The 23562-nt window shown below is 61.4% G+C and carries 24 protein-coding genes; 22 read left to right on the top strand and 2 right to left on the bottom strand.

Annotation, left to right across the window (positions count from 1 at the left end; translation table 11 throughout):
- The 8 genes from AWM79_RS22855 (at position 1) to AWM79_RS22820 (ending at position 7042) form a co-directional block, all read left to right on the top strand.
- On the top strand, positions 1-186 hold the full coding sequence (locus tag AWM79_RS22855) for a Trm112 family protein (RefSeq protein WP_010447200.1): 186 nt from the start codon (positions 1-3) through the stop codon (positions 184-186).
- Positions 183-947 carry a 3-deoxy-manno-octulosonate cytidylyltransferase gene (gene kdsB, locus AWM79_RS22850; RefSeq protein WP_060783834.1) on the top strand — a complete coding sequence of 255 codons (765 nt, stop codon included), beginning with the start codon at positions 183-185 and terminating at the stop codon, positions 945-947. Before AWM79_RS22855 ends, kdsB begins: the two co-directional genes overlap by 4 nt.
- Positions 947-1411 carry a low molecular weight protein-tyrosine-phosphatase gene (locus tag AWM79_RS22845; RefSeq protein WP_060783833.1) on the top strand — a complete coding sequence of 155 codons (465 nt, stop codon included), beginning with the start codon at positions 947-949 and terminating at the stop codon, positions 1409-1411. The genes kdsB and AWM79_RS22845 overlap by 1 nt, the downstream gene beginning before the upstream one ends.
- Positions 1408-2427 carry a UDP-N-acetylmuramate dehydrogenase gene (gene murB, locus AWM79_RS22840; protein ID WP_060783832.1) on the top strand — a complete coding sequence of 340 codons (1020 nt, stop codon included), beginning with the start codon at positions 1408-1410 and terminating at the stop codon, positions 2425-2427. Before AWM79_RS22845 ends, murB begins: the two co-directional genes overlap by 4 nt.
- 236 nt (positions 2428-2663) lie before the next feature.
- A complete protein-coding gene (locus tag AWM79_RS22835) occupies positions 2664-3134 on the top strand; it encodes a (2Fe-2S)-binding protein (RefSeq protein WP_060783831.1) in 471 nt (156 codons plus the stop codon).
- Positions 3131-5449 carry a xanthine dehydrogenase family protein molybdopterin-binding subunit gene (locus AWM79_RS22830; protein WP_060783830.1) on the top strand — a complete coding sequence of 773 codons (2319 nt, stop codon included), beginning with the start codon at positions 3131-3133 and terminating at the stop codon, positions 5447-5449. The genes AWM79_RS22835 and AWM79_RS22830 overlap by 4 nt, the downstream gene beginning before the upstream one ends.
- The gene (locus tag AWM79_RS22825; protein ID WP_060783829.1) at positions 5449-6435 is read left to right on the top strand and encodes an XdhC family protein; all 987 of its coding nucleotides are present in this window, start codon (positions 5449-5451) and stop codon (positions 6433-6435) included. Before AWM79_RS22830 ends, AWM79_RS22825 begins: the two co-directional genes overlap by 1 nt.
- On the top strand, positions 6428-7042 hold the full coding sequence (locus AWM79_RS22820; protein WP_060783828.1) for a nucleotidyltransferase family protein: 615 nt from the start codon (positions 6428-6430) through the stop codon (positions 7040-7042). Before AWM79_RS22825 ends, AWM79_RS22820 begins: the two co-directional genes overlap by 8 nt.
- A gap of 204 nt (positions 7043-7246) precedes the next feature.
- Here the strand turns inward: AWM79_RS22820 and rne are convergent, their stop codons facing one another.
- Positions 7247-10477: a ribonuclease E gene (gene rne / locus AWM79_RS22815; protein WP_176987320.1), complete on the bottom strand. Its 3231-nt coding sequence runs from the start codon at positions 10475-10477 to the stop codon at positions 7247-7249.
- Positions 10478-11187: 710 nt separating this feature from the next.
- On the opposite strand from rne, the gene rluC reads away from it, so the two are divergent.
- From rluC to AWM79_RS22800, 3 genes are read left to right on the top strand one after another with little or no spacing between them, the layout of a single operon-like run.
- Positions 11188-12144, top strand: a complete 957-nt coding sequence (gene rluC / locus AWM79_RS22810; protein WP_017134176.1) for a 23S rRNA pseudouridine(955/2504/2580) synthase RluC — start codon at positions 11188-11190, stop codon at positions 12142-12144.
- Complete coding sequence (locus AWM79_RS22805; RefSeq protein WP_017134175.1) at positions 12134-12796, top strand: HAD-IA family hydrolase; 663 nt, start codon at positions 12134-12136, stop codon at positions 12794-12796. Before rluC ends, AWM79_RS22805 begins: the two co-directional genes overlap by 11 nt.
- Before the next feature lie 19 nt (positions 12797-12815).
- On the top strand, positions 12816-13805 hold the full coding sequence (locus tag AWM79_RS22800) for a S49 family peptidase (protein ID WP_060783827.1): 990 nt from the start codon (positions 12816-12818) through the stop codon (positions 13803-13805).
- A gap of 64 nt (positions 13806-13869) precedes the next feature.
- Here the strand turns inward: AWM79_RS22800 and AWM79_RS22795 are convergent, their stop codons facing one another.
- Positions 13870-14448 (bottom strand): Maf family protein, encoded by a 579-nt coding sequence (locus tag AWM79_RS22795; RefSeq protein WP_017134173.1) that lies wholly within the window; start codon positions 14446-14448, stop codon positions 13870-13872.
- Positions 14449-14553: 105 nt separating this feature from the next.
- Between AWM79_RS22795 and AWM79_RS22790 the strand changes: the two genes are divergently transcribed.
- The 11 genes from AWM79_RS22790 (at position 14554) to AWM79_RS22740 (ending at position 23546) form a co-directional block, all read left to right on the top strand.
- On the top strand, positions 14554-15081 hold the full coding sequence (locus AWM79_RS22790; RefSeq protein ID WP_017134172.1) for a YceD family protein: 528 nt from the start codon (positions 14554-14556) through the stop codon (positions 15079-15081).
- A 13-nt stretch (positions 15082-15094) separates the two neighbouring features.
- The gene (gene rpmF / locus AWM79_RS22785) at positions 15095-15277 is read left to right on the top strand and encodes a 50S ribosomal protein L32 (protein WP_017134171.1); all 183 of its coding nucleotides are present in this window, start codon (positions 15095-15097) and stop codon (positions 15275-15277) included.
- Between the two features lie 3 nt (positions 15278-15280).
- Positions 15281-16291, top strand: a complete 1011-nt coding sequence (plsX, locus tag AWM79_RS22780; protein WP_017134170.1) for a phosphate acyltransferase PlsX — start codon at positions 15281-15283, stop codon at positions 16289-16291.
- A 138-nt stretch (positions 16292-16429) separates the two neighbouring features.
- Positions 16430-17368 carry an ACP S-malonyltransferase gene (gene fabD, locus AWM79_RS22775; protein ID WP_026013437.1) on the top strand — a complete coding sequence of 313 codons (939 nt, stop codon included), beginning with the start codon at positions 16430-16432 and terminating at the stop codon, positions 17366-17368.
- Between the two features lie 17 nt (positions 17369-17385).
- Entirely contained in the window at positions 17386-18126 is a 741-nt protein-coding gene (fabG, locus tag AWM79_RS22770) for a 3-oxoacyl-ACP reductase FabG (protein ID WP_017134168.1), read from the top strand.
- A gap of 195 nt (positions 18127-18321) precedes the next feature.
- Positions 18322-18558: an acyl carrier protein gene (acpP, locus tag AWM79_RS22765; protein WP_017134167.1), complete on the top strand. Its 237-nt coding sequence runs from the start codon at positions 18322-18324 to the stop codon at positions 18556-18558.
- Positions 18559-18669: 111 nt separating this feature from the next.
- Positions 18670-19914 carry a beta-ketoacyl-ACP synthase II gene (fabF, locus tag AWM79_RS22760; RefSeq protein WP_060783826.1) on the top strand — a complete coding sequence of 415 codons (1245 nt, stop codon included), beginning with the start codon at positions 18670-18672 and terminating at the stop codon, positions 19912-19914.
- Entirely contained in the window at positions 19914-20729 is an 816-nt protein-coding gene (gene pabC, locus AWM79_RS22755) for an aminodeoxychorismate lyase (protein WP_017134165.1), read from the top strand. Before fabF ends, pabC begins: the two co-directional genes overlap by 1 nt.
- A gap of 1 nt (position 20730) precedes the next feature.
- Entirely contained in the window at positions 20731-21918 is a 1188-nt protein-coding gene (gene mltG, locus AWM79_RS22750; protein WP_026013435.1) for an endolytic transglycosylase MltG, read from the top strand.
- A gap of 19 nt (positions 21919-21937) precedes the next feature.
- The gene (gene tmk, locus AWM79_RS22745; RefSeq protein WP_017134163.1) at positions 21938-22570 is read left to right on the top strand and encodes a dTMP kinase; all 633 of its coding nucleotides are present in this window, start codon (positions 21938-21940) and stop codon (positions 22568-22570) included.
- Positions 22563-23546 carry a DNA polymerase III subunit delta' gene (locus AWM79_RS22740; protein ID WP_017134162.1) on the top strand — a complete coding sequence of 328 codons (984 nt, stop codon included), beginning with the start codon at positions 22563-22565 and terminating at the stop codon, positions 23544-23546. The genes tmk and AWM79_RS22740 overlap by 8 nt, the downstream gene beginning before the upstream one ends.
- The last annotated feature ends 16 nt before the right edge of the window (positions 23547-23562 follow it).

Here is a 23562-nt window from a genome sequence, read left to right as displayed (position 1 = left end):
ATGGACACCAAACTACTCGATATCCTCGCTTGCCCGATCTGCAAAGGTCCGCTCAAGCTCAGCGCCGACAAGACCGAACTGATCAGCAAGGGCGCCGGCCTGGCGTTTCCGATTCGCGACGGCATCCCGGTGATGTTGGAAAGCGAGGCCCGCACCCTGAGCACCGATGAGCGCCTGGACAAATGAGCATCCCGTTCATCGTGGTGATTCCGGCGCGTTTTTCCTCCACGCGCCTGCCGGCCAAACCGCTGCAACTGATCGCCGGTAAGCCGATGATCCAGCACACTTGGGAACAGGCGTGTAAAAGCAGCGCCCAGCGGGTGGTGGTGGCGACGGATGACGCGCGGATCGTGGAAGTTTGCCAGGCCTTCGGCGCCGAAGTGTTGCTGACTCGCGAAGATCATGAGTCCGGTACCGACCGCCTGGCAGAAGTCGCCAGCCAGCTGGGGCTGGAGCCGGACGCCATCGTGGTGAATGTCCAGGGCGACGAGCCGTTGATCCCGCCGGCGGTGATCGACCAGGTCGCGGCCAACCTGGCGGCGCATACCGAAGCGCGCGTGGCTACTCTGGCCGAGTCGATCGAAGATATCGAGGCTTTGTTCAACCCCAATGTGGTCAAGGTGGTCAGCGACATCAATGGCCTGGCCCTGACCTTTAGCCGCACCACCTTGCCCTGGGCCCGGGATGACTTCGCCAAGAACCGTGAGCAGATGCCCGAAGGCGTGCCGTTCCGTCGGCATATCGGCATCTATGCCTACCGCGTCGGTTTCCTGCATGACTTTGTCAACTGGGGCCCATGCTGGCTGGAAACCACGGAACGCCTGGAACAATTGCGTGCCCTGTGGCATGGCGTGCGGATCCACGTGGCCGATGCCCTGGAGGCGCCGCCCACCGGTGTCGACACGGAGCAGGATCTTGATCGCGTTCGTCGCTTGTTGGAGGCCTGATGCGGATTTTGTTTGTCTGCTTGGGCAACATCTGTCGTTCGCCCACGGCCGAAGGTGTATTGCGGCACAAGTTGCGCGAAGCTGGGCTTGCGGAGCATATCGAAGTCGACTCCGCCGGCACCGGCCAATGGCATATCGGCAAAGAGCCGGACAGCCGTAGCCTGCGCGCGGCGCGGATGCGCGGTTATGATTTGTCGGCGCAGCGCGCACGGCAGGTCAGCGCCGCGGACTTCAACCACTTCGACCTGATCCTGGCCATGGACCAAAGCAATCTGCGCCACCTCAAGCTGCTGCAACCAGCCCACGGCAGGGCTGAATTGGATCTGTTCCTGCGTCGTTACGACGGTGCGGTGGAGGAGGTGCCGGATCCATACTATGACGAAGAATACGGTTTCGAGCAGGTGCTAGACCTGATCGAACAGGCCAGCGATCGCCTGATCAGCGAACTCAAGGGGCGTCTATGAGCCTGCAATTGCAAGCCGGGATCTCCCTCAAACCCTACAACAGCTTTGGCGTCGATGTCCGCGCCCAATGGTTCGCCGAAGCCCACGGCGATGCCGACGTGATCGAGGCCCTGGCCTACGCGGCACAGTATGAATTGCCGTTGCTGGTGATCGGTGGCGGCAGCAACCTGCTGCTGACGGCGGATATCCAGGCGCTGGTATTGCGTATGAACAGCCGGGGCATTCGCCTGTTGAGCGACGACGGCGTTCGGGTGGTCGTCGAGGCGCAGGCCGGCGAGCCCTGGCATCCCTTCGTGCTGTCGACCTTGGCCCAGGGCTGGTCCGGCCTGGAAAATCTCAGCTTGATTCCGGGGACGGTAGGCGCAGCACCGATGCAGAACATCGGCGCCTACGGGGTCGAGATCAAGGACGTGTTCGCCGGCCTCACCGCTCTTGATCGGCAGAGCGGCCAGTTGCGCGAATTTTCCCTGGAGGAGTGCCAGTTCGGTTATCGCGACAGCCTGTTCAAACAGGCTGGCGGGCGTTGGTTGATCCTGCGTGTGCGTTTTGCCCTGAGCCGGGTCGAGCATCTGCATCTTGGCTACGGCGCGGTGGCCGAGCGCTTGCGCGAGCAGGGTCTTAGCCAGCCGAGCGCCCTGGATGTCAGTCGGGCTATATGCAGTATCCGCAGCGAGAAATTGCCCGACCCGGCAGTGCTCGGCAATGTCGGAAGCTTCTTCAAGAACCCGTTGGTATCGGCGGCCCACGCCGCCGAATTGAAGCGGGTACACCCTGGGTTGGTCGGTTACCCACAGGCTGACGGACAGATGAAGCTGGCGGCAGGTTGGTTGATCGAGGCCGCCGGTTGGAAGGGGTTTCGTGAGGACGATGCCGGTGTGCACCGCTTGCAGTCGTTGGTACTGGTCAACTATGGCACGGCCAGCGGCCAACAGTTACTTGCCCTGGCCCACAGGATCCAGGCCGATATTGCCGAGCGTTTTGCCGTTGAGCTGGAAATGGAACCGAACCTGTACTGAGGCTATGCTGATGGCTGCCATGTCATGCCAAGCCCTATGGAGTCTGACGCCATAGGGCTTTTTTGTTAATACGACTTCCCTTGGCCGACTAACGCTGTAGATAATGCTTTCAACAACGGCCCAATGAAGTACTGACTTCATGAGAGAGCCGATTAGCCTGAGTCGATCTGCTGCCGTCCGTGCGGCGCTTGCGCAGATGGCTCGACCCCCATGACCTGAACAATGCGGGCGTGCCCATGATTACCCTGAAACTCAATGGTCAAGATCGTTCCCTGGATGCTACCGAGGACATGCCGCTGCTGTGGGCGATCCGTGACGTAGCAGGTTACACCGGGACCAAATTCGGCTGCGGCATGGGCTTATGCGGTGCTTGCACTGTACACATCGACGGCCTGCCGGCACGCTCCTGCATCACCCCGGTCGGTTCGGTGGCGGGCAAGAGCGTCAACACCATCGACGATCTGCACAGCGACCCGGTCGGCCAAACGGTCCAGCGGGCCTGGCTGGAGGGCGGGGTGGCGCAGTGCGGGTTCTGTCAGGGCGGACAGATCATGTCCGCCACCGCCTTGCTCAAGGTCAACCCCACACCCAGCGATGCACAGATCGAAGAAGCGATGCTCGGCAATATTTGTCGTTGCGGCACCTACAATCGCATCAAGACGGCCATCCATGCCGCCGCCGCGCACCTGCGGGAGGCCAAGGCATGAGCCCGTTCCTGAACGATTTCGCCCTGAGCAACCTCAGTCGGCGCGGTTTTCTCAAGGGCGTCGGGGCCACTGGCGCCCTGGTGCTGGCGGCGACCTGGGGATTGCCCGAGGCCTTTGCCGAGGGTGAGAAGAAATATGGTGCCGATGGCATGCCCAATGGCTGGATCGACGATCCCAAGGTCTATATCAGCATCGACGCCGATGGCAGCGTGACAGTAATCTGCAACCGTTCCGAGATGGGCCAGGGTGTGCGCACCAGCCTGAGCATGGTGGTGGCCGACGAACTGGAAGCCGACTGGGCGCTGGTCAAGGTCCGCCAGGCGCCGGCGGATGAAGTGCGCTTCGGCAATCAGAACACCGACGGTTCACGCAGCATGCGCCACTGGTATGAACCGATGCGGCGTTGCGGCGCCGCGGCGCGAAACATGCTCGAGCAGGCGGCGGCAGCCCAGTGGAGTGTGCCTGTAGGCGAGTGCCAGGCGCAGTTGCACCGGGTTATTCACCGCCCGAGCGGTCGCGAGCTAGGCTACGGTGCCTTGGCCGCCGCCGCTGGCGCGTTGGCGGTACCGGCTCGGGACAGCCTGAAGCTTAAGCAGCCTGAGCAGTTTCGCTATATTGGCAAGGAGTCGACACGGGCCATCGATGGCGCGGATATCGTTAATGGCCGGGCGCTATATGGCGCCGATATCCATTTCGACGGCATGCTCTACGCCACCGTGGCGCGTCCGCGAGTTTATGGCGGCAAGGTCAAGTCCTTCGATTCAGCGGCCGCACTGAAGGTGCCCGGCGTGCTCAAGGTGGTGGAGATCGAAGGCCGTGCGCTGCCTTCCGAATTCCAACCGCTGGGCGGCGTGGCGGTGATCGCCAGCCATACCTGGGCGGCGATCAAGGGGCGCGAGGCGCTGAATATCGTCTGGGACGACGGCGACAACCGCAGCTACGACTCCATCGCCTATCGTCAGGAACTGGAGGCTGCGTCGCGCAAGCCAGGTAAAGTGGTGCGCAACACCGGCAACGTCGACGAGGCGCTGAAACGTGCTACCCGTCATGTCGAAGCCGGCTACTATCTGCCACATCTATCCCAGTCGCCCATGGAGCCGATGGTCGCCATCGCCCGTTTCAATGACGGCCAGTGCGAGGCATGGGCACCGATCCAGGCGCCACAGGTGGCCCGCCAACGGGTGGCGGAGCGGTTGGGTATCGGCTTCGACCAGGTGACGGTCAATGTCACCTTGCTGGGCGGCGGTTTCGGGCGCAAGTCCCAACCGGACTACCTTATCGAGGCGGCTATTCTCGCCAAGGAAATGCCGGGGCGGGCGGTGCGAATGCAATGGACGCGCGAGGACGATATCCACTATTCCTATTTCCATACCGTGTCGGCGGAGTACCTACGCGCCAGCCTGGATCGCGATGGCATGCCATCCGGCTGGCTGCACCGCACCGTGGCGCCCAGCATCACGGCGTTGTTCGCGCCCAACATGAACAATGAGTCGCCGTCCGAACTGGGCATGGGCTTCACCAACATGGCCTACGACATTCCCAATGTGCGCTTGGAAAACCCCGAGGCGAAGATTCATACCCGCGTGGGCTGGTACCGTTCGGTGTCGAACATTCCCCATGGCTTCGCCATCCAGAGTTTTGTCGACGAGTTGGCCCACAAGGCCGGGCAGGATCCGCTGGCGTATCAGCTCAAGCTGCTGGGGCCGGATCGCAAGATCGACCCGCGTACCCTGAGCGATCAGTGGAACTATGGCGAGTCCCCGGAGCGCTATCCGATCGATACCGCTCGCATGCGCGGCGTGCTGGAGACCGCCACCCAGGCGGCGGGCTGGGGACGCAAGCTACCCAAGGGGCGCGGGCTGGGCCTGGCGGTACACTACAGCTTCGTCACCTATGTGGCGGCGGTCCTGGAGGTCGAGGTCAAGGAGGATGGCACGTTGATTGTGCACAAGGCCGATATCGCCGTGGATTGTGGACCGCAGATCAACCCTGAGCGGATCCGTTCCCAATTCGAGGGCGCTTGTGTGATGGGCCTGGGCAACGCGGTGCTGGGGGAAATCAGCTTCAAGGAAGGCAAGGTCCAGCAGGACAACTTCCATATGTATGAGGTGGCGCGTATGCCGTTGGCGCCCAAGGAAGTGGCAATACACTTGGTCACGCCAGCCGGAGAAGTGCCTCTGGGCGGTGTTGGCGAACCGGGCGTGCCGCCGATCGCGCCGGCCTTGTGCAATGCGATCTTCGCCGCCACCGGCCAGCGGATCCGCAACTTGCCGATACGTTACCAGTTGCAAGGCTGGAACAAGGCGAAGGCCTGATGGACAGCGTCGATTTGAACGTCCTGCGCAGCGTCCTACAGTGGCGCCGTGCCGGGCAGCGAGTGGTGCTGTACTGCGTGGTCCAAACCTGGGGCAGTGCGCCTCGCCGACCGGGGGCCATGCTGGCCTTGCGGGAGGATGGGGTGGTGATCGGCTCCGTCTCGGGCGGCTGTATCGAAGACGACCTGATCGCCCGGTTGCACGATGGTCGGCTGCCTGAAGACGGGCCGCCGGTGCAACTGGTGACCTACGGCGTGACCCGTGAAGAGGCGGCGCGGTTCGGCCTGCCGTGTGGCGGAACCTTGCGCCTGACCGAGGAGCGGATCGCCGATCCAGGCTGGGTCGCACAATTGCTGCGGCGTTGCGAGGCTCACGAGATCGTTACCCGTGAACTGGACCTGACCAGCGGTGCGGTGACCTTACACGAAGCGAGCACGCACGATGCCCTGATCTTCGACGGACAGACCCTGCGGGCCACCTATGGCCCCCGTTGGCGGCTGTTGTTGATCGGCGCCGGCCAGTTGTCGCGGTATGTCGCGCAAATGGCCCGGCTACTGGATTTCGAGGTGTTGGTCTGCGATCCGCGAGAGGAATTCGTTTATGGCTGGGAGGAACAGCACGGGCGCCTTGTGCCGGGCATGCCCGACGAAGCTGTGCTGAATATCGAGACCGACGAACGCACGGCCATCGTCGCCCTGACCCACGACCCGCGACTGGACGACATGGCGCTGCTCACGGCGTTAAACTCCAGGGCCTTTTATATTGGCGCACTGGGTTCGCGGGCCAACAGTCGCAAGCGTCGGGACAACCTCGCGGCGCTGGGTTTGAGCGCGGAGGCGATTGCCCGCCTGCATGGCCCGATCGGCTTGCCTATCGGCAGCTACACGCCTTCGGAGATTGCCTTGTCGTTGCTGGCGCAGATTGTCGCGATCAAAAACGCTGTGGAGTTGCCACAGAAGAGACCGGAGATTGCAGTCAGTGGCTGAGCGGGTCGCGGCGATTATCCTGGCGGCGGGGCGGGGCAGTCGTTTTCGGCGGATCGCGGGAGCTGACCAGGATAAGTTGCTGGCCCCTTGTTGTGGGCGCGATGGAGTCGTTCGTCCGGTGTCGGCGCAAGTGCTGTGCAGCCTGCCTGATGGGGTGGGTGAGCGTCTGGTGGTCACGACGCCTGATCGTTGTGAAGTGATCGGTCTGGCGCGTGCCCACGGCTGTCGGCTGCTGCTGCTGGACTCCGCCGGCATGGGCGAAAGTATCGCCGCCGGAGTCGCCGCAACGGCCAGTGATAGCGGTTGGCTAGTAGTGCTGGGCGATATGCCGTTTATCTTGCCGCAGACTATTACGCAAGTGTTGGAGAGCATGACAAACGATCGGATTTGCGTGCCGATGCTTGCCGGCCAATATGGTCATCCGGTGGGCTTCGGTGCCGGTTTCGGAAATGCATTGCGGGGCTTGTCCGGAGATCGTGGAGCGAAACCGCTGCTCGCGACGACCAAGCTTCATCCGGTGCCTGTCGAGGACCCTGGGATCGTCTGGGATGTCGATGTGCCCGTTTCGCTCAATTTTGTCGTTGCCGATATCAAAACTGAATGTTGATCATGTTTGTAGGCGTGCTGAGATAACTTTCGACACGACTTGTCAACGAAAATGCCTATCCGTCACTATCTGCAGGTGCTTCATAACGTCCTAACTCAAGGGATACCAGATCGATGCCTTCTCTGGCGCCGCGACGCTATCCCGAAGCCATAAAAAAGCCCCGCCTGCATCGCTGCAGGCGGGGCTTTTTAGTTACCGCTGGAGTCAGGCGAGGGGTTTAGGTTCGTGGGCTTCTTCCAGGGCTTTTGGCGCGTGCTCGATCACTTCTTCGCCGGATTGCAGGTTCTCGTCGATGGTCGGTGCAGTTGCTTCGCTTTCAGTGCTGACAACAGGCGCCGTAGCGGCTTGTGGTATAACCGGTTCGCCAGCAGCCACTTGCGCTTCCACGGCAGGGGCGATCGTTGCGCCTGCCAGTTCGGCGGCCTTGCGCGCTTCTTCTTCACGCTTGCGGCGACGTACTTCACGTGGGTCGTTCGGCGCCCGGCCATTGCTGGACACGACCACCGTCGGGGCTTCGACCGGAGTCGGCGTTGATTGTGCAGCTTCCACGAGCTCGGTGGCAGGCGGTTCGACAAGCATCGGCTCGGCGACTGGCGCTGCTTGTCGTGGTGCTTCGACAACGGCTGGTTCAGCGGACCATTCGAAGGTCGCCTGGACTTCCTGGATGGGCTCCGGGGCTTTCTCGGCTGGGGTTTCAATCACCGGGGCCGCAACCACGGGCGTTTCGACAACCGCAGCTTGGACAGTTGGTTCCGGGGTCACGGGCATTGGCAGTTCGGTGTCCACGGTCAACTCAGTCGGCGCTTGAACCACTGGCGCGGCTTCGACAACCGGAGCAACTTCCACTTTCGGTGCGCCGATCACTTCCATCGAAGCGCCAGCTTCCACCACCGGTGTTTCAACGGGCGGGGAGTGCTCTACGGTAGCAGTGGCGCGTTCAGCTTGCTGGTGAGCTTCGGCTTCAGCCGGCGCGCTGATCACGCTGCTGGCGACAGCGGCGGTCACGGCCAGGCCGGCAGCCAGTTCGTCAGTGCTGGCGTCGCCCTGATGACCTTCGCTGCCTTCTTCGGAGCCTTCGATCACATTACCGTTGGCATCACGCTGACGCTCGCGACGGTTGCTGCGACGACGCTGGCCACGGGAACGACGACGTGGACGATCGCCGCCTTCGGCGTTGTCCTGGCTGTCATCCTGCGGTTGCTCTTCGCCCCGCAACGCTTGCTCTTCTTCGCTGACCACCGTGGCCTGTCCGATACGTGGTTGGCGTTCTTCACGCGGCGCACGTGGCTGGCGCTCTTCACGCGGGGCGCGGGCCGGACGTTCTTCAGCGATAGCGGCGGCGGCACCGGCGACTGCCGGGGCGGTATCCAGCGGCTCGCGCAGTTCGCGTACACGTTCTTCACGCTCGCCACGTGGCTTGCGATCTTCACGTGGCGCACGTGGTGCGCGTTCTTCGCGGGGAGCGCGTGGAGCACGTTCCTCACGGGCTACAGCCGGAGCTTCCTCACGGGCTTCGCGGGCATCACGTGGCGCACGTTCTTCACGAGGCTCGCGTGGTACACGTTCTTCACGGGGGGCACGCTCTTCGCGTGGCTTGCGCTCCTCATCGCGGCGACCGTTACGGTTGCGGCTCTGCTGACGACCGTTACGACGCTCTTCGTTGCGGGCTGGACGCTCGGTGGCCGGTTTCTCGACCACGACCGGCGCGGCTGGCTCTTCCTTGGTGGCGAACAGGCGGACCAGCGACTTCACCAGGCCCTTGAACAGGCTTGGCTCGGCAACCGGGGCAGGGGCGGCTGCAACCGGCGCGACCACTTCGCTTGGCACCGGCGCATTAGCGCGGGCCGGGGCGGTCTTCACCGCAGCTTCCTGGCGAACCAGGGTGCGGGTCGCAGCGACCGGCTGGACTTCTTCGACTTCAGCAGCGGCGGCGATTTCGTAGCTGGATTGGTTGGTATGGGCTTCCGGGCTGTCGTCGCGCAGACGTTGCACTTCAAAGTGCGGCGTCTCAAGGTGATCGTTCGGCAGGATCACGATGCGGGCACGGGTGCGCAGTTCGATCTTGGTGATCGAGTTGCGTTTTTCGTTGAGCAGGAACGCGGCAACCGGAATCGGCACTTGGGCACGGACTTCGGCGGTGCGATCTTTCAGGGCTTCTTCCTCGATCAGGCGCAGGATCGCCAGGGACAGCGACTCGACGTCACGGATGATGCCGGTGCCGTTGCAACGCGGGCAGACGATGCCGCTGCTTTCGCCCAGGGAGGGGCGCAGGCGCTGGCGGGACATTTCCAACAGGCCGAAGCGCGAAATGCGCCCGACTTGTACGCGGGCACGATCCGCTTCCAGGCATTCACGGACCTTTTCTTCCACGGCGCGCTGGTTCTTGGCCGGGGTCATGTCGATGAAGTCGATCACGATCAGGCCGCCGATGTCGCGCAGGCGCAACTGACGGGCAATTTCTTCAGCGGCTTCGAGGTTGGTCTGCAGCGCGGTTTCTTCGATGTCGCTGCCTTTGGTGGCACGCGCCGAGTTAATGTCGATGGACACCAGGGCTTCGGTCGGATCGATCACGATGGAGCCACCGGAAGGCAGTTCGACGACACGTTGAAAAGCGGTCTCGATCTGGCTTTCGATCTGGAAGCGATTGAACAGCGGGACGCTGTCTTCGTACAGCTTGATCTTGCTGGCGTACTGCGGCATCACCTGGCGGATGAAAGTCAGGGCTTCGTCCTGGGCTTCGACGCTATCGATCAGCACTTCGCCGATGTCCTGGCGCAGGTAGTCGCGGATAGCACGGATGATCACGTTGCTTTCCTGGTAGATCAGGAAAGGGGCGGAACGATCCAGGGACGCCTCCTTGATCGCGGTCCACAGCTGCAGCAGGTAATCGAGGTCCCACTGCATTTCTTCGCTACTGCGGCCCAGGCCGGCGGTGCGCACAATCAGGCCCATGTCAGCGGGAGCCACCAGGCCGTTCAGCGCTTCACGCAGTTCGTTGCGCTCTTCGCCTTCGATACGCCGGGAAATGCCGCCAGCACGCGGGTTATTCGGCATCAGTACCAGGTAACGACCGGCCAGGCTGATGAAGGTGGTCAGGGCGGCGCCCTTGTTGCCACGTTCTTCTTTTTCAACCTGGACGATGACTTCCTGGCCTTCGCTCAGGACGTCTTTGATGTTAACGCGGCCGTCAGGGGCTTTTTTGAAGTATTCGCGGGAGATTTCTTTAAGGGGCAGGAAGCCATGGCGCTCGGAGCCGAAATCGACAAAGGCCGCCTCGAGGCTCGGTTCGATGCGAGTAATCCGGCCTTTATAGATGTTGGCCTTCTTCTGCTCGCGTGCACCGGATTCAATGTCCAGGTCGTAGAGGCGCTGGCCGTCTACCAGTGCAACCCGCAACTCTTCGGGTTGAGTTGCGTTAATCAGCATTCTTTTCATGTAGTACCGTCGGTTTCCGGGCTGCCGGAAACGGCGTTCGGCACACACGACTTCTCACGGTCGGTGTCAGGTGCGTCAGGAGTGGTTGGCCACTCCCGTGTCTAGCGAGATTTCGACCTTCAGGCGAAGTCGCGACTGACGCTTCCTGCTTGCTGTGGTGGGATAAGCACCGCTTAAGCAAAACTGAGTCAGGAGGAGGAATCAACCGCGGGTGTGGACGATATGAAGCGTCTTGAACAAGCCTAATGCTACACAGTCCGACGGTTGTGCATCTCCACCCTACACGTATCCCTGATAATTCGGGTGCTGCCGCGCGCAGAATCCGCAGCGGGTTGGCATTTACCGTGAACGCCGAAAGAGGAGTTCACGCATCATGGCTAATCAGGCGTTGTTTCCGGCACTTTAGCTTGAGCGTGTCCCGCGATTGACTGCACTTTGTGAACTGGCCGTGAATATCGGCTCGGGATGACGAGTGATTACTCAGTTTCCCGGCTCGCTTCAGGCCTCATGTCACCTGCGCTCGTTACAATCACGAACCTGCCATGTGTAGCGAAAGCCCCGTAGGACGGCCTCTCGTCCTGATGAATTGCGTTGGTCAGGCTCGGCTGTTTGCCGTTGTTCCTCTGCCCGGCCGCTTTTGGCGGCATTCGCGACTATAGCAGCAATGATTAAGTGCTTCAATTCCATAAAAAATTGTTATCATTGCCGGCATGACGACGACGACCCCCACGACCCCAGGCGTCCAACTGCTTGAGGTCTCGCCGGAATATGCCGGCCAACGCATCGACAACTTTCTTCTTGCCCGGCTCAAAGGCGTGCCCAAGACCTTGATCTACCGCATCTTGCGTAAAGGCGAAGTGCGCGTGAACAAGGGGCGGATCAAGCCCGAATACAAGTTACAGGCCGGAGATGTCGTTCGAGTGCCTCCTGTGCGCGTTCCCGAGCGCGACGAGCCCGTGCCGCTGGCCCAGGGCCTGTTGCAACGCCTGGAAGCCTCGATCGTATTCGAAGATAAGGCGCTGATCGTGATCAACAAGCCAGCCGGCATTGCCGTGCATGGCGGCAGCGGCCTGAATTTCGGTGTGATCGAAGCCTTTCGCCAGTTGCGTCCGGATGCCAAGGAACTGGAACTGGTTCACCGCCTGGATCGCGACACTTCCGGCCTGCTGATGATCGCCAAGAAACGCAGCATGTTGCGTCATTTGCATGAGCAACTGCGCGGCGATGGTGTGGACAAGCGCTATATGGCCCTGGTCCGCGGTCGCTGGGAAACGGCCCTCAAGCAAGTGCGGGCACCTTTGCTCAAGAGCAACCTGCGTTCCGGCGAGCGCATGGTCGAGGTCAACGAAGAAGGCAAGGAGGCATTGACGGTATTCAAGGTGCTGCGCCGCTTCGGTGACTTTGCGACCATGGTCGAAGCCAAGCCGGTGACTGGCCGGACCCACCAGATTCGCGTGCACACCCTGCACGCCGGCCATAGCATCGCCGGTGACAGCAAATACGGCGATGAGGGGTTCTCCAGAGAAATTCGCGACCTGGGTGGCAAGCGCCTGTTCCTGCACGCCTACATGCTGAACGTGCCGTTACCCGATGGCGGCGAGCTGAAGTTGCAGGCGCCGGTGGACGAAATGTGGACTAAGACGGTGGAGCGGTTGAGTGCGGTCTGATTACAAGCTGCTGATTTTTGATTGGGATGGCACCCTGGCCGATTCCATTGGTCGGATTGTTCAGGCGATGGGCGAGGCGGCCGAACGTTCTGGCTGGCCCAAGCGCGATGATCCGGCGGTCAAGGGGATTATCGGCCTGGGCTTGCCGGAGGCAATTGGTACCCTATATCCGGGTATTTGCGAAGCAGAGTTGGTCATGTTTCGCCAGCATTATGCCGATAGCTATATTGCGCTGGAGGCGGTGCCTTCACCATTGTTCCCGGGCGTGGTGGAGTCCATGGAGGCCTTTCGTGCCATGGGTTACCGGTTGGCCGTGGCGACCGGCAAGGCCCGTCGCGGGCTGGATCGGGTGTTGAAGGCTCATGGCTGGCTGGATTACTTCGATGTCACCCGCGCCGCCGATGAAACCGCGAGCAAGCCTCATCCGTTGATGCTGGAGGAGATTCTTGCCCACTGCGGCGTGTCGGCGTCCCAGGCGCTGATGGTGGGTGATTCGGCGTTTGATCTGCAGATGGCGCGCAATGCCGGCATGGACAGCGTTGCGGTCGGCTATGGGGCCTTGTCGTTGGATGAGTTGCGAGTGTTCGAGCCGCGCCTGACGATCGATGGTTTTCCTGAATTGCAGGCCTGGCTGTGTCGTCAGGTCGATTGAGTCTATTGGGTGAGCACACATGGCAGATGAATGGAATGAACCGCCCAAGGCGAGTGCCGCCAATGGCGATGATAAAAGCTGGAAGTTGCTGGAAAAAACCCTGCTTGCCGGCGTCCAGGAGCAGCGCCGGGCGCGCCGCTGGGGGATTTTCTTCAAGCTGCTGACCTTTGCCTATCTGCTGGTCGCGCTGTTGATGTTTTCGCCATTGATGGACATGGAAAAGAGCACCGTTGGGAGTGACCGCTACAGCGCTTTGATCGAGGTGCGCGGAGTGATCGCGGACAAGGAGTCGGCCAGTGCCGACAATATCGTCGGCAGCCTGCGCACCGCGTTCGACGATCCCAAGGTCAAGGCAATCATCCTGCGCATCAACAGCCCAGGTGGCAGTCCGGTGCAATCGGGTTATGTCTATGACGAGATTCTTCGCCTGCGGGGCCAGCATCCGGATACCAAGGTCTATGCGGTGATTTCCGATATCGGTGCCTCGGGGGCGTACTACATTGCCAGCGCGGCTGATCAGATCTATGCCGACAAGGCCAGTCTGGTCGGTTCCATTGGTGTGACGGCGGCAGGTTATGGCTTTGTCGGCACCATGGAGAAGCTCGGTGTCGAGCGTCGTGCCTACTCTTCGGGCGAGCACAAATCGTTCCTTGATCCCTTTCAGCCGCAGAAAGCCGATGAAACCCGGTTCTGGCAAGGGGTGCTGGATACCACCCACAATCAGTTCATCGCCAGTGTGAAGAAGGGGCGCGGTGATCGTCTCAAAGATAAGGAGCACCCCGAGTTGTTCTCCGGACTGGTGTGGTCCGGCGAGCAGGCCTTGCCCTTGGGTCTGATAGATGGCCTGGGGAGCGCCAGTTCCGTGGCCCGCGACGTGATCGGCGAGAAGGAGTTGGTGGATTTCACGGTCCGTGAATCGGCTTTCGACCGCTTCTCGAAAAAGCTCGGAGCCAGTGTGGCTGAGCAGTTAGCCATGTGGATGGGCTTCCAGGGGCCGACCCTGCGTTAAATCCGGTAGTGGTTGCCCTGTGGCGAGCGCTTGCCACAGGGCTGTCAGACGCTGCGTGCCCGCTTTAAGGGATTTCAACGCCTTCGGCCAGCAGCATATCCACCAGTCTGATCAGTGGCAGACCGACCAGGCTGGTGGCATCGGGGCCTTCGGTGCTTTGAAACAGGCTGACGCCCAAACCTTCGGCCTTGAAGCTGCCGGCGCAGTCGTAAGGTTGATCGGCCCGCAGGTAACGCTCGATGCGCGCCGGGTCGAGTGGGCGCATGTGCACGGTAAACGGCACGCAGTCGACCTGGCAGTGGCCGCTCTGGCTATTGAGCAGCGCCAGGCCGGTGAGGAAGGTCACGCTGGCGCCGCTGGCGGCCAACAACTGCTCGCGGGCTTTGTCAAATGTGTAAGGCTTGCCGATGATGCGTCCATCGAGCACGGCCACCTGGTCCGAACCGATGATCAGGTGGCGTGGGTGGCTGGCGGACAGAGCTCGGGCCTTTTCTTCGGCCAGGCGCCTGACCAGCGCTTCGGCGGGCTCGCCGGGCTGATGGCGTTCGTCGATATCGGGCGCGCCGCAGGTGAACGGCAAGCACAGGCGGTCGAGCAATGCCCGGCGATAAAGCGAGCTGGAGGCGAGTAACAACGGCAGCATGGGCTTCTCCTGAGGATAACCGATGATTCTATCCAGAGGCGCAGCAGACGGACAGGGCTGAATTTCCTTTGACATGGGCGGGGGCATCCCTATAATGCTGCGCCTATGTTGAATGACCCGATTCCACCTCACGTTGACCCGCGCAAATTAGCCGACCGTGGCACCACCCTTCAAGGTGAGCTGTTGCTGGCTGATTTGGAGAGACTCTGCGACCCGCTTTCCGACACTGTCGGTACGGTGCAGGCCAAATTCGTTTTTGAACGAGATGAACGTAAGTCTGTGGTTATCCACAGCTTTATCGACACCGAAGTCAAGATGGTTTGTCAGCGTTGTCTTGAGCTGGTCACCCTGCCTATTCACAGCGAATGCAGTTATGCTGTGGTGAAGGAGGGTGCGAATACCCAGTCGTTACCGAAAGGTTATGACGTGCTGGAACTGGGCGAAGATCCTTTGGATCTGCAGGCGTTGATCGAGGAAGAGCTTCTGCTCGCCTTGCCCATCGTGCCTGCTCATCATCCGGAAGAATGCCAGCAGCCGGACGGGCTCCAAGAGCCTGAGCCGAGCGAGGACGAGGTAACGCGGTCCAACCCGTTCAGTGTATTGGCGCAGTTAAAGCGTGACCCAAACGTTTAGGAGTTAATCAATTATGGCTGTTCAGCAGAACAAAAAATCCCGCTCTGCCCGTGACATGCGTCGCTCCCACGATGCGCTCGAGGCTAGCACCCTGTCCGTGGAAAAGACCACCGGTGAAGTTCACCTGCGTCACCACGTATCGCCAGAAGGCGTGTACCGTGGCCGCAAAGTGACCGACAAGGGCGCTGACGAGTAAATCTTGTCCGCTCAGATCATCGCGATCGACGCAATGGGCGGGGACTTCGGTCCCCGCAGCATTGTCCAGGCTAGTATTGCCTGCCTGTGCGCAACCCCTTCGCTGCACCTGACCCTCGTCGGTCAACCCTCTCTTTTGGATGAATTGATTGCTGGCTATCCGGCTGTTGATCGCGCGCGTCTGACGATTGTTCCGGCGGCGGAGGTCATCACCATGGATGATCGGCCGTCCCAGGCGTTGCGTGGCAAACCGGATTCCTCGATGCGCGTGGCACTGCAGTTGCTGTGTGACAGCAAGGTCCAGGCGGTGGTCAGTGCTGGTAATACCGGGGCGCTGATGGCGCTGTCGCGGCATGTGCTCAAGACGTTGCCGGGCATTGATCGGCCAGCGATGGTGGCGGCAATTCCAACCCAGCGTGGTTACTGCCAGTTGCTCGACCTCGGGGCGAATGTCGACTGCAACGCCGAGCACCTGTTTCAGTTCGCCGTGATGGGCTCGGTGGCTGCTGAGGCTCTTGGCGTGGTGCAGCCGCGGGTGGCCTTGCTGAATGTCGGTACTGAAGACATCAAGGGCAATCAGCAGGTGAAACTGGCGGCCAGTCTGTTGCAGGGGGCTCGCGGGCTCAACTATATCGGCTTCGTCGAGGGGGACGGGTTGTATCGTGGCGAGGCTGATGTGGTGGTCTGCGACGGCTTTGTCGGCAATATCCTGCTCAAGTCCAGCGAAGGCCTGGCGAGCATGATCGCGGCACGGATCGAAGCGTTGTTCCGCGCCAATCTGGCCTCGCGGGTGGTCGGTGCCCTGGCTTTGCCGTTGCTGAGGCGCCTGCAAGCCGATCTGGCGCCGGCACGCCACAATGGCGCGAGTTTCCTTGGCTTACAGGGGATTGTCGTCAAGAGCCATGGCTCGGCCGGTGTCCAGGGCTTGCAGAGCGCCATCCGGCGAGCCTCAATCGAGATTCAGGAAAACCTTCCCGAGCGCTTGCATGGGCGCCTGGAGGATCTGTTGCTTTAGGCATTTTGCCTGGCTAATGCTTAAATGTGACCGCTCGGTTCAACGATCCATCCAACTGAGGCATTCAATCAAGGGTTTCTTGCCTTCCCAAGGTGGAGCCTCAACTCTCCGACGACAAGATCATTAGGGGCTCGTTTCATGTCTACCTCCCTCGCATTCGTCTTTCCAGGGCAGGGCTCACAGTCCCTCGGCATGCTGGCCGAGCTGGGCGTGCAGTACCCGCTGATCCTGGAAACCTTCGCTGAGGCCTCCGAGGCCCTGGGTTATGACCTCTGGGCGCTGACCCAGCAGGGGCCGCAAGAGCGACTCGATCAAACCGACAAGACCCAGCCGGCGATCCTCACTGCTTCGGTGGCCCTGTGGCGCTTGTGGTTGGCCAAGGGCGGCGAGCGCCCGGCGTATGTTGCCGGCCACAGCCTGGGTGAATACAGTGCGCTGGTCGCCGCCGATAGTCTGAGCCTGGTCGATGCCGTTCGTCTGGTCGAGCGTCGCGGTCAACTGATGCAACAAGCCGTGCCGGCGGGGCAGGGTGCCATGGCGGCGATCCTCGGTCTGGAAGATGCCGATGTGGTTGCCGCTTGTGCCGACTGCGCCCAGGGCGAAGTGGTTAGCGCGGTGAACTTCAACTCGCCGGGCCAGGTGGTGATTGCCGGGACCAAGGCCGCCGTCGAACGTGCCATGGAGGCCTGCAAGGCCAAGGGTGCCAAGCGCGCGTTGCCGCTGCCGGTCAGCGTGCCATCGCATTGCGAGCTGATGCGTCCGGCCGCCGAACGTTTTGCCGAATCGATTGCCGCCATCGACTGGCAGGCACCACGGATTCCGTTGGTGCAGAATGTCAGCGCGAGCGTCGCCGCTGATCTGAATACCCTCAAGCGCGATCTGCTGGAACAGCTTTATAAGCCGGTTCGCTGGGTCGAATCGGTGCAATACCTGGCCGCCCAGGGCGCGACTGAGCTGGTTGAGTGCGGTCCAGGCAAGGTCCTGGCCGGCCTGAACAAGCGTTGCGCCGATGGCGTCAACACGTCCAACCTGAATACCCCGGATGCCTTCGCCGCCACGTGTGCGGCGCTGGCCTGAAATTAGGAGAAGCCTGCATGAGTCTGCAAGGTAAAGTTGCACTGGTCACCGGCGCCAGCCGTGGTATCGGCCAAGCCATCGCCCTTGAGTTGGGTCGCCAGGGGGCCGTGGTCGTTGGTACCGCGACATCCGCCTCAGGTGCCGAGCGCATTGCCGCGACCCTCAAGGAAAATGGTATTCAAGGTACCGGCCTGGAACTCAACGTCACCAGCGACGAGTCCGTGGCCGCAGTCCTGGCCAGCATCACCGAGCAATTCGGTGTGCCGGCCATCTTGGTCAATAATGCCGGTATCACCCGCGATAACCTGATGATGCGCATGAAAGACGATGAGTGGTACGACGTGATCGATACCAACCTCAACAGTCTGTTCCGCCTGTCCAAAGGCGTTTTGCGTGGCATGACCAAGGCGCGTTGGGGGCGAATTATCAATATTGGCTCGGTTGTGGGTGCCATGGGCAACGCAGGCCAAGTAAACTACGCGGCAGCCAAGGCCGGCCTCGAAGGTTTCAGTCGCGCACTCGCGCGTGAAGTCGGTTCGCGGTCGATTACGGTAAACTCGGTTGCTCCAGGCTTCATCGACACCGATATGACTCGCGAATTGCCCGAGGCACAGCGTGAAGCCCTGCTGACGCAGATTCCGCTGGGTCGTCTGGGTCAGGCCGAGGAGATTGCGCAAGTGGTCGCTTTTCTGGCTTCGGACGGGGCAGCTTACGTGACTGGGGCTACAATCCCGGTGAACGGCGGGATGTACATGTAATTCAAATGTGACGGCTTGTTTGAAAAAAAGTCATACCAGCTGTCTAAAATCCGTTATAAAGCTGCAACTTATTGATGGGCAGAGGGCAAAAGGGGGTAAAGGCCGAAGCTTTCGGTTGAAAAGCTGAAAAGCCTTTCTATACACTTACCCACCGGCCAGCTGCCTGAATTTTTCCATTAGGAGTGAAAACAAGGTATGAGCACCATCGAAGAACGCGTCAAGAAAATCGTTGCCGAGCAACTGGGCGTCAAGGAAGAAGAAGTGATCAACAAAGCTTCCTTCGTTGAAGACTTGGGTGCCGACTCCCTTGACACCGTTGAGCTGGTGATGGCTCTGGAAGAGGAATTCGAGACCGAAATTCCTGATGAAGAAGCTGAAAAAATCACCACCGTACAAGCTGCTATCGATTACGTTACTGCCCATTCGGCGTAATAGTTTGTAATCGTTGCCCGCTGTCATGGAAAAACCGCACTGCCATCGTGGCGTGCGGTTTTTTCTTTAGGCGTGAGGCAAAGCGTGGTCAACAGGATAAAGGAGAGTGCTGTGTCGCGTAGACGCGTCGTAGTCACCGGTATGGGGATGTTGTCGCCATTGGGTACGGATGTTTCGAGCACCTGGCAGGGCATTCTGGCTGGCCGCAGTGGCATTGGTCTGATCGAACACACAGACCTTTCTGCCTATACCACCCGTTTTGGCGGTTCGGTAAAGGGCTTCATTGTCGAAGAGTATTTGTCGGTCAAAGAAGCCCGCAAACTCGACCTATTCATTCAATACGGTCTGGCCGCCGGTTTTCAGGCGGTGCGTAACGCCGGCCTGCAAGTCACCGATGCCAACCGTGAGCGTATCGGCGTGGCCATGGGCTCGGGTATTGGCGGTCTGACCAATATCGAGGAAACCAGCCGTATCCTGCATGATTCCGGGCCGCGGCGCATTTCGCCGTTCTTCGTCCCTGGCTCGATCATCAATATGATTTCTGGCTTCCTGTCCATCCATCTGGGTGCCCAGGGGCCGAACTACGCCATCTCTACCGCCTGCACCACCGGTACCCATTGTATCGGCATGGCGGCGCGTAACATTGTCTATGGCGAAGCCGACGTGATGATTGCCGGCGGTGCCGAAATGGCCGCTTGTGGCCTTGGCATGGGGGGGTTTGGTGCTTCGCGCGCGCTGTCCACCCGCAATGACGAGCCGGCCCGTGCCAGCCGTCCGTGGGACAAGGGCCGTGACGGCTTCGTGCTGGCCGACGGTGCCGGTGCGCTGGTCCTGGAAGAGTTGGAGCACGCCAAGGCGCGTGGTGCCATCATTTACGCCGAACTGATTGGCTTTGGCACCAGCGGCGATGCTTATCACATGACCTCGCCACCCCCTGACGGCGCTGGCGCGGCGCGTTGCATCGCCAACGCTCTACGTGATGCGCAGTTGAATGTCGAGCAGGTGCAGTACGTCAACGCCCATGGCACCTCGACCGCGGCCGGTGACCTCGCCGAAGCCCAGGCGATCAAGACGGTGTTCGGCGAGCACGCCTACAAATTGGCGGTCAGCTCGACCAAATCGATGACCGGTCATCTGCTGGGTGCCGCCGGGGCGATCGAGGCGATCTTCAGCGTGCTGGCGATCAACGATCAGGTGGCGCCGCCGACCATCAACCTCGACGAGCCGGACGAAGGCTGCGACCTCGACTTCGTGCCTCACGAAGCGCGGCGTATGCCGATTGACGTGGTGCTGTCCAACTCCTTTGGTTTTGGCGGTACCAACGGCTCGCTGGTGTTCCGCCGGTTCGCCGAGTGATGCAAAGCTGGGTCGACGGTCAACCGGCTGATTCGTTGCCGCTCAAGGACCGTGGCCTGGCCTATGGCGATGGTCTGTTCGAGACCATTGCCGTGAAGGCCGGACGTGCGCGGTTGCTGGAGCGGCATCTGCGGCGTCTGGTCGACGGTGGTCAGCGTCTGGGCATGGCGGTCAATCACCCGCTGATTCGCAGCGAGTTGCTGGTCTACAGCGCCGCCATGGGTGAGGGCGTGCTCAAACTCATCCTTACCCGTGGCGACAGCCTGCGCGGCTACGCCACGGCGGCTGACGCAGTGCCGCGCCGTATCCTCCAGGGCAGTCCCGCGGCGATCTATCCCGCGGCCCTGCAGAACGAAGGCATTCGCCTTTTTCCCTGTATCACCCGGTTGTCCGAACAACCCTTGCTGGCCGGCCTCAAGCACCTCAACCGACTCGAGCAGGTCATCGCTCGCAGCGAATGGCAAGATGCCGAGTATGCCGAAGGCTTGATGCTCGACGGCGCCGGACGGGTGATCGAAGGGGTTTTCAGCAACCTGTTCCTGGTGCGTGACGGCGTGCTGTTCACCGCTGACCTGAGCCGTTGCGGCGTGGCGGGCGTCATGCGTGCCGAGCTGCTGGACCAGGCCCGTGCATTGGCTATCCCGGTGAGTATTTCAGACATCAGCATGGAGCAGTTCCGACAGGCTGATGAGGTCTTTCTCTGTAACAGCGTCTACGGTGTCTGGCCGGTTCGGGCTTTTACCGACCTGAGCTGGTCGGTTGGTCCTCTCACCCGTAAACTGCAAGGCATTGCCCGCGCGCTATTGGATGTTTGAATTGAGACGTAAATGCTTGCTGCTGCTGCAGACGGGGCTGGTACTGGCGGGATTGGTGCTGGGTGGATCGGCCTGGAAGATCCATTCGGCGTTGGAGCAGACCCTCGACCTGACACAGGAACAATTGCTCGACGTGCCAACTGGCGCGACGCCCATCGGGACCTTCAACCGTATGGAGGCCGACGGCACCCTGCGTGATGCGTTCTGGCTACGCTTGTACTGGCGCTTCAACCTGGCCGGGGTGCCGTTGCACGGTGGCGAGTATCGGCTGACTCCGGGCATGAATGTGCGGGCGCTGTTGGGCCTCTGGCAGCGTGGTGAAGTGGTGCAGTACAGCCTGACCCTGGTCGAGGGTTGGAACTTTCGTCAGGTACGCAGTGCGCTGGCGAAGAACGACAAGCTCCAGCAGACCCTGAGCGAGCTGAGCGACGCCGAGGTCATGAGCAAGCTGGGCCACTTCGGCGTGTTCCCTGAAGGTCGCTTTTTCCCCGACACCTATCGCTTCGTGCGCGGAATGAGCGATGTCGAGCTGCTGGAAAAGGCCTACGACCGCCTGGACAGCGTACTGGACCAGGAGTGGCAAAAGCGTGCCGCCGACGCGCCCTACGCTAATCCGTACCAGGCGCTGATCATGGCTTCGCTGGTGGAGAAGGAAACCGGTGTCCCCCAGGAGCGCGGCCAGATCGCCGGGGTCTTCGTGCGGCGGATGCAGATTGGCATGTTGCTGCAGACCGATCCAACGGTGATCTACGGCCTGGGCGAGCGTTACACTGGCAAATTGACCCGCGCCCACCTGCGCGAAGCCAATCCCTATAACACTTACCTCAACGCTGGCTTGCCGCCGACGCCGATCGCCATGGTCGGACGCGAGGCGATTCATGCCGCCCTGAACCCGGTGGCGGGCAGCAGCCTGTATTTTGTCGCCCGAGGCGATGGTAGTCATGTCTTCTCCGATGACCTGGAGACCCATAACAACGCGGTGCGCGAGTTCCAGCTCAAGCGTCGTGCCGACTATCGCTCCAGCCCGGCACCGGCTTCGGGCGCAGCAGCGAGTCCGGCCCCCGAGGCTGCCACGCCGCCTGCGCCGGTCCCGGATGCCAGCGAACCCGCAGCAGGCCCAGACCCCTCCGGCGCAACGACAGATACACCGCCGGTGCCCGCCGAACCCACGGCGAAGGACGTGCAATGACTCTGATGAAGGACTGCCTGTGACCGGCTTGTTTATTACCTTGGAAGGCCCGGAAGGCGCGGGCAAAAGCACCAATCGCGACTATCTGGCCGAGCAGTTGCGTGCTCGGGGCATCGATGTGCTACTGACTCGCGAACCGGGCGGCACGCCCCTGGCCGAGCGCGTTCGCGAGCTGCTGCTGGCAACCAGCGATGAAGCCATGTGCGCCGACACCGAATTGTTGCTGGTGTTCGCCGCCCGTGCCCAGCATCTGGCTGAAGTGATTCGTCCGGCCCTGGCGCGGGGTGCGGTGGTCCTGTGCGACCGTTTCACCGATGCCACTTATGCCTATCAGGGCGGCGGTCGTGGTTTGTCCCAGGAGCGGATTGCCATCCTGGAAACCTTTGTCCAGGGCGAGCTGCGTCCGGACCTCACCCTGGTCTTCGACCTGCCGGTGGAAATCGGCCTGGCCCGTGCCAGTGCGCGTGGTCGGCTGGATCGCTTCGAGCAGGAAGGTCAGGTGTTCTTCGAAGCGGTGCGCCACACCTACCTCAAGCGCGCCCAAGCCGACCCGGCGCGTTATCGGTTGGTCGACGCCGCCTTGCCCCTGGCCGCAGTCCAACAGGCATTGGATACTCTATTACCGCAGATCCTGGAGCGGCATCGTGGCTGAAGCCTATCCCTGGCAGGACGATCTCTGGCGGCAACTGGCCGGTCGCACGCAGCATGCCCATGCCTATCTGCTCCATGGCCCGGTGGGGATCGGTAAGCGGGCGCTGGCCGAGCGTCTGATGGCACTGCTGCTGTGCAAGAGTCCGCAAGGCCTCAATGCCTGCGGGCAGTGCAAATCCTGCCTGTTGCTGGCGGCAGGTAGTCACCCGGACAACTACATCCTCGAACCGGAAGAGGCGGACAAGGCGATCAAGGTCGACCAGGTCCGCGAGTTGGTCAGTTTCGTGGTCCAGACTGCGCAACTGGGCGGGCGCAAGGTGGTGCTGATCGATCCGGTGGAATCGATGAATATCAACGCCGCCAACGCTCTGCTCAAGAGCCTCGAAGAACCGTCCGGCGATACCGTGCTGCTGCTGGTCAGCCACCAGTCCAGTCGTCTGCTGCCGACCATTCGCAGCCGGTGCGTGCAGCAAGCCTGCCCGCTGCCGGGCGAAGCCATGAGCCTGCAATGGCTGGCCGCAGCCTTGCCTGATTGCAGTGAGCCGGAGCGTATCGAACTGCTGACCCTGGCGGCAGGTTCGCCACTGGCTGCGGTCAGCCTGCAGGCCCAGGGCGTGCGCGAACAACGGGCGCTGGTGGTGGAGGGGGTGAAGAAACTGCTCAAGCAACAGCAATCGGCCACGCAGTTGGCCGAGGGGTGGAATGCCATTTCGCTGTTGCTGTTGTTCGATTGGTTCTGTGACTGGTCGAGCTTGATCCTGCGCTACCAACTGACCCAGGATGAAGTCGGCCTGGGGCTGCCCGACATGCGCAAGGTGGTGCAGTACCTGGCACAGAAAACCTCGCAGGAGAAGGTCCTGAATATCCAGGACTGGATCCTCGCCCAGCGCCAAAAGGTGCTGAGCAAGGCCAACCTCAACCGGGTGTTGCTGCTCGAAGCCCTGCTGGTGCAATGGGCCGCGTTGCCTGCAAACTAGCCGTCCAGGCTGGCAA

It is taken from the genome of Pseudomonas agarici, from assembly GCF_001543125.1.
GTDB classification, from domain to species: Bacteria; Pseudomonadota; Gammaproteobacteria; order Pseudomonadales; family Pseudomonadaceae; genus Aquipseudomonas; species Aquipseudomonas agarici.
This window is presented reverse-complemented; position numbering and strand designations above follow the sequence as displayed.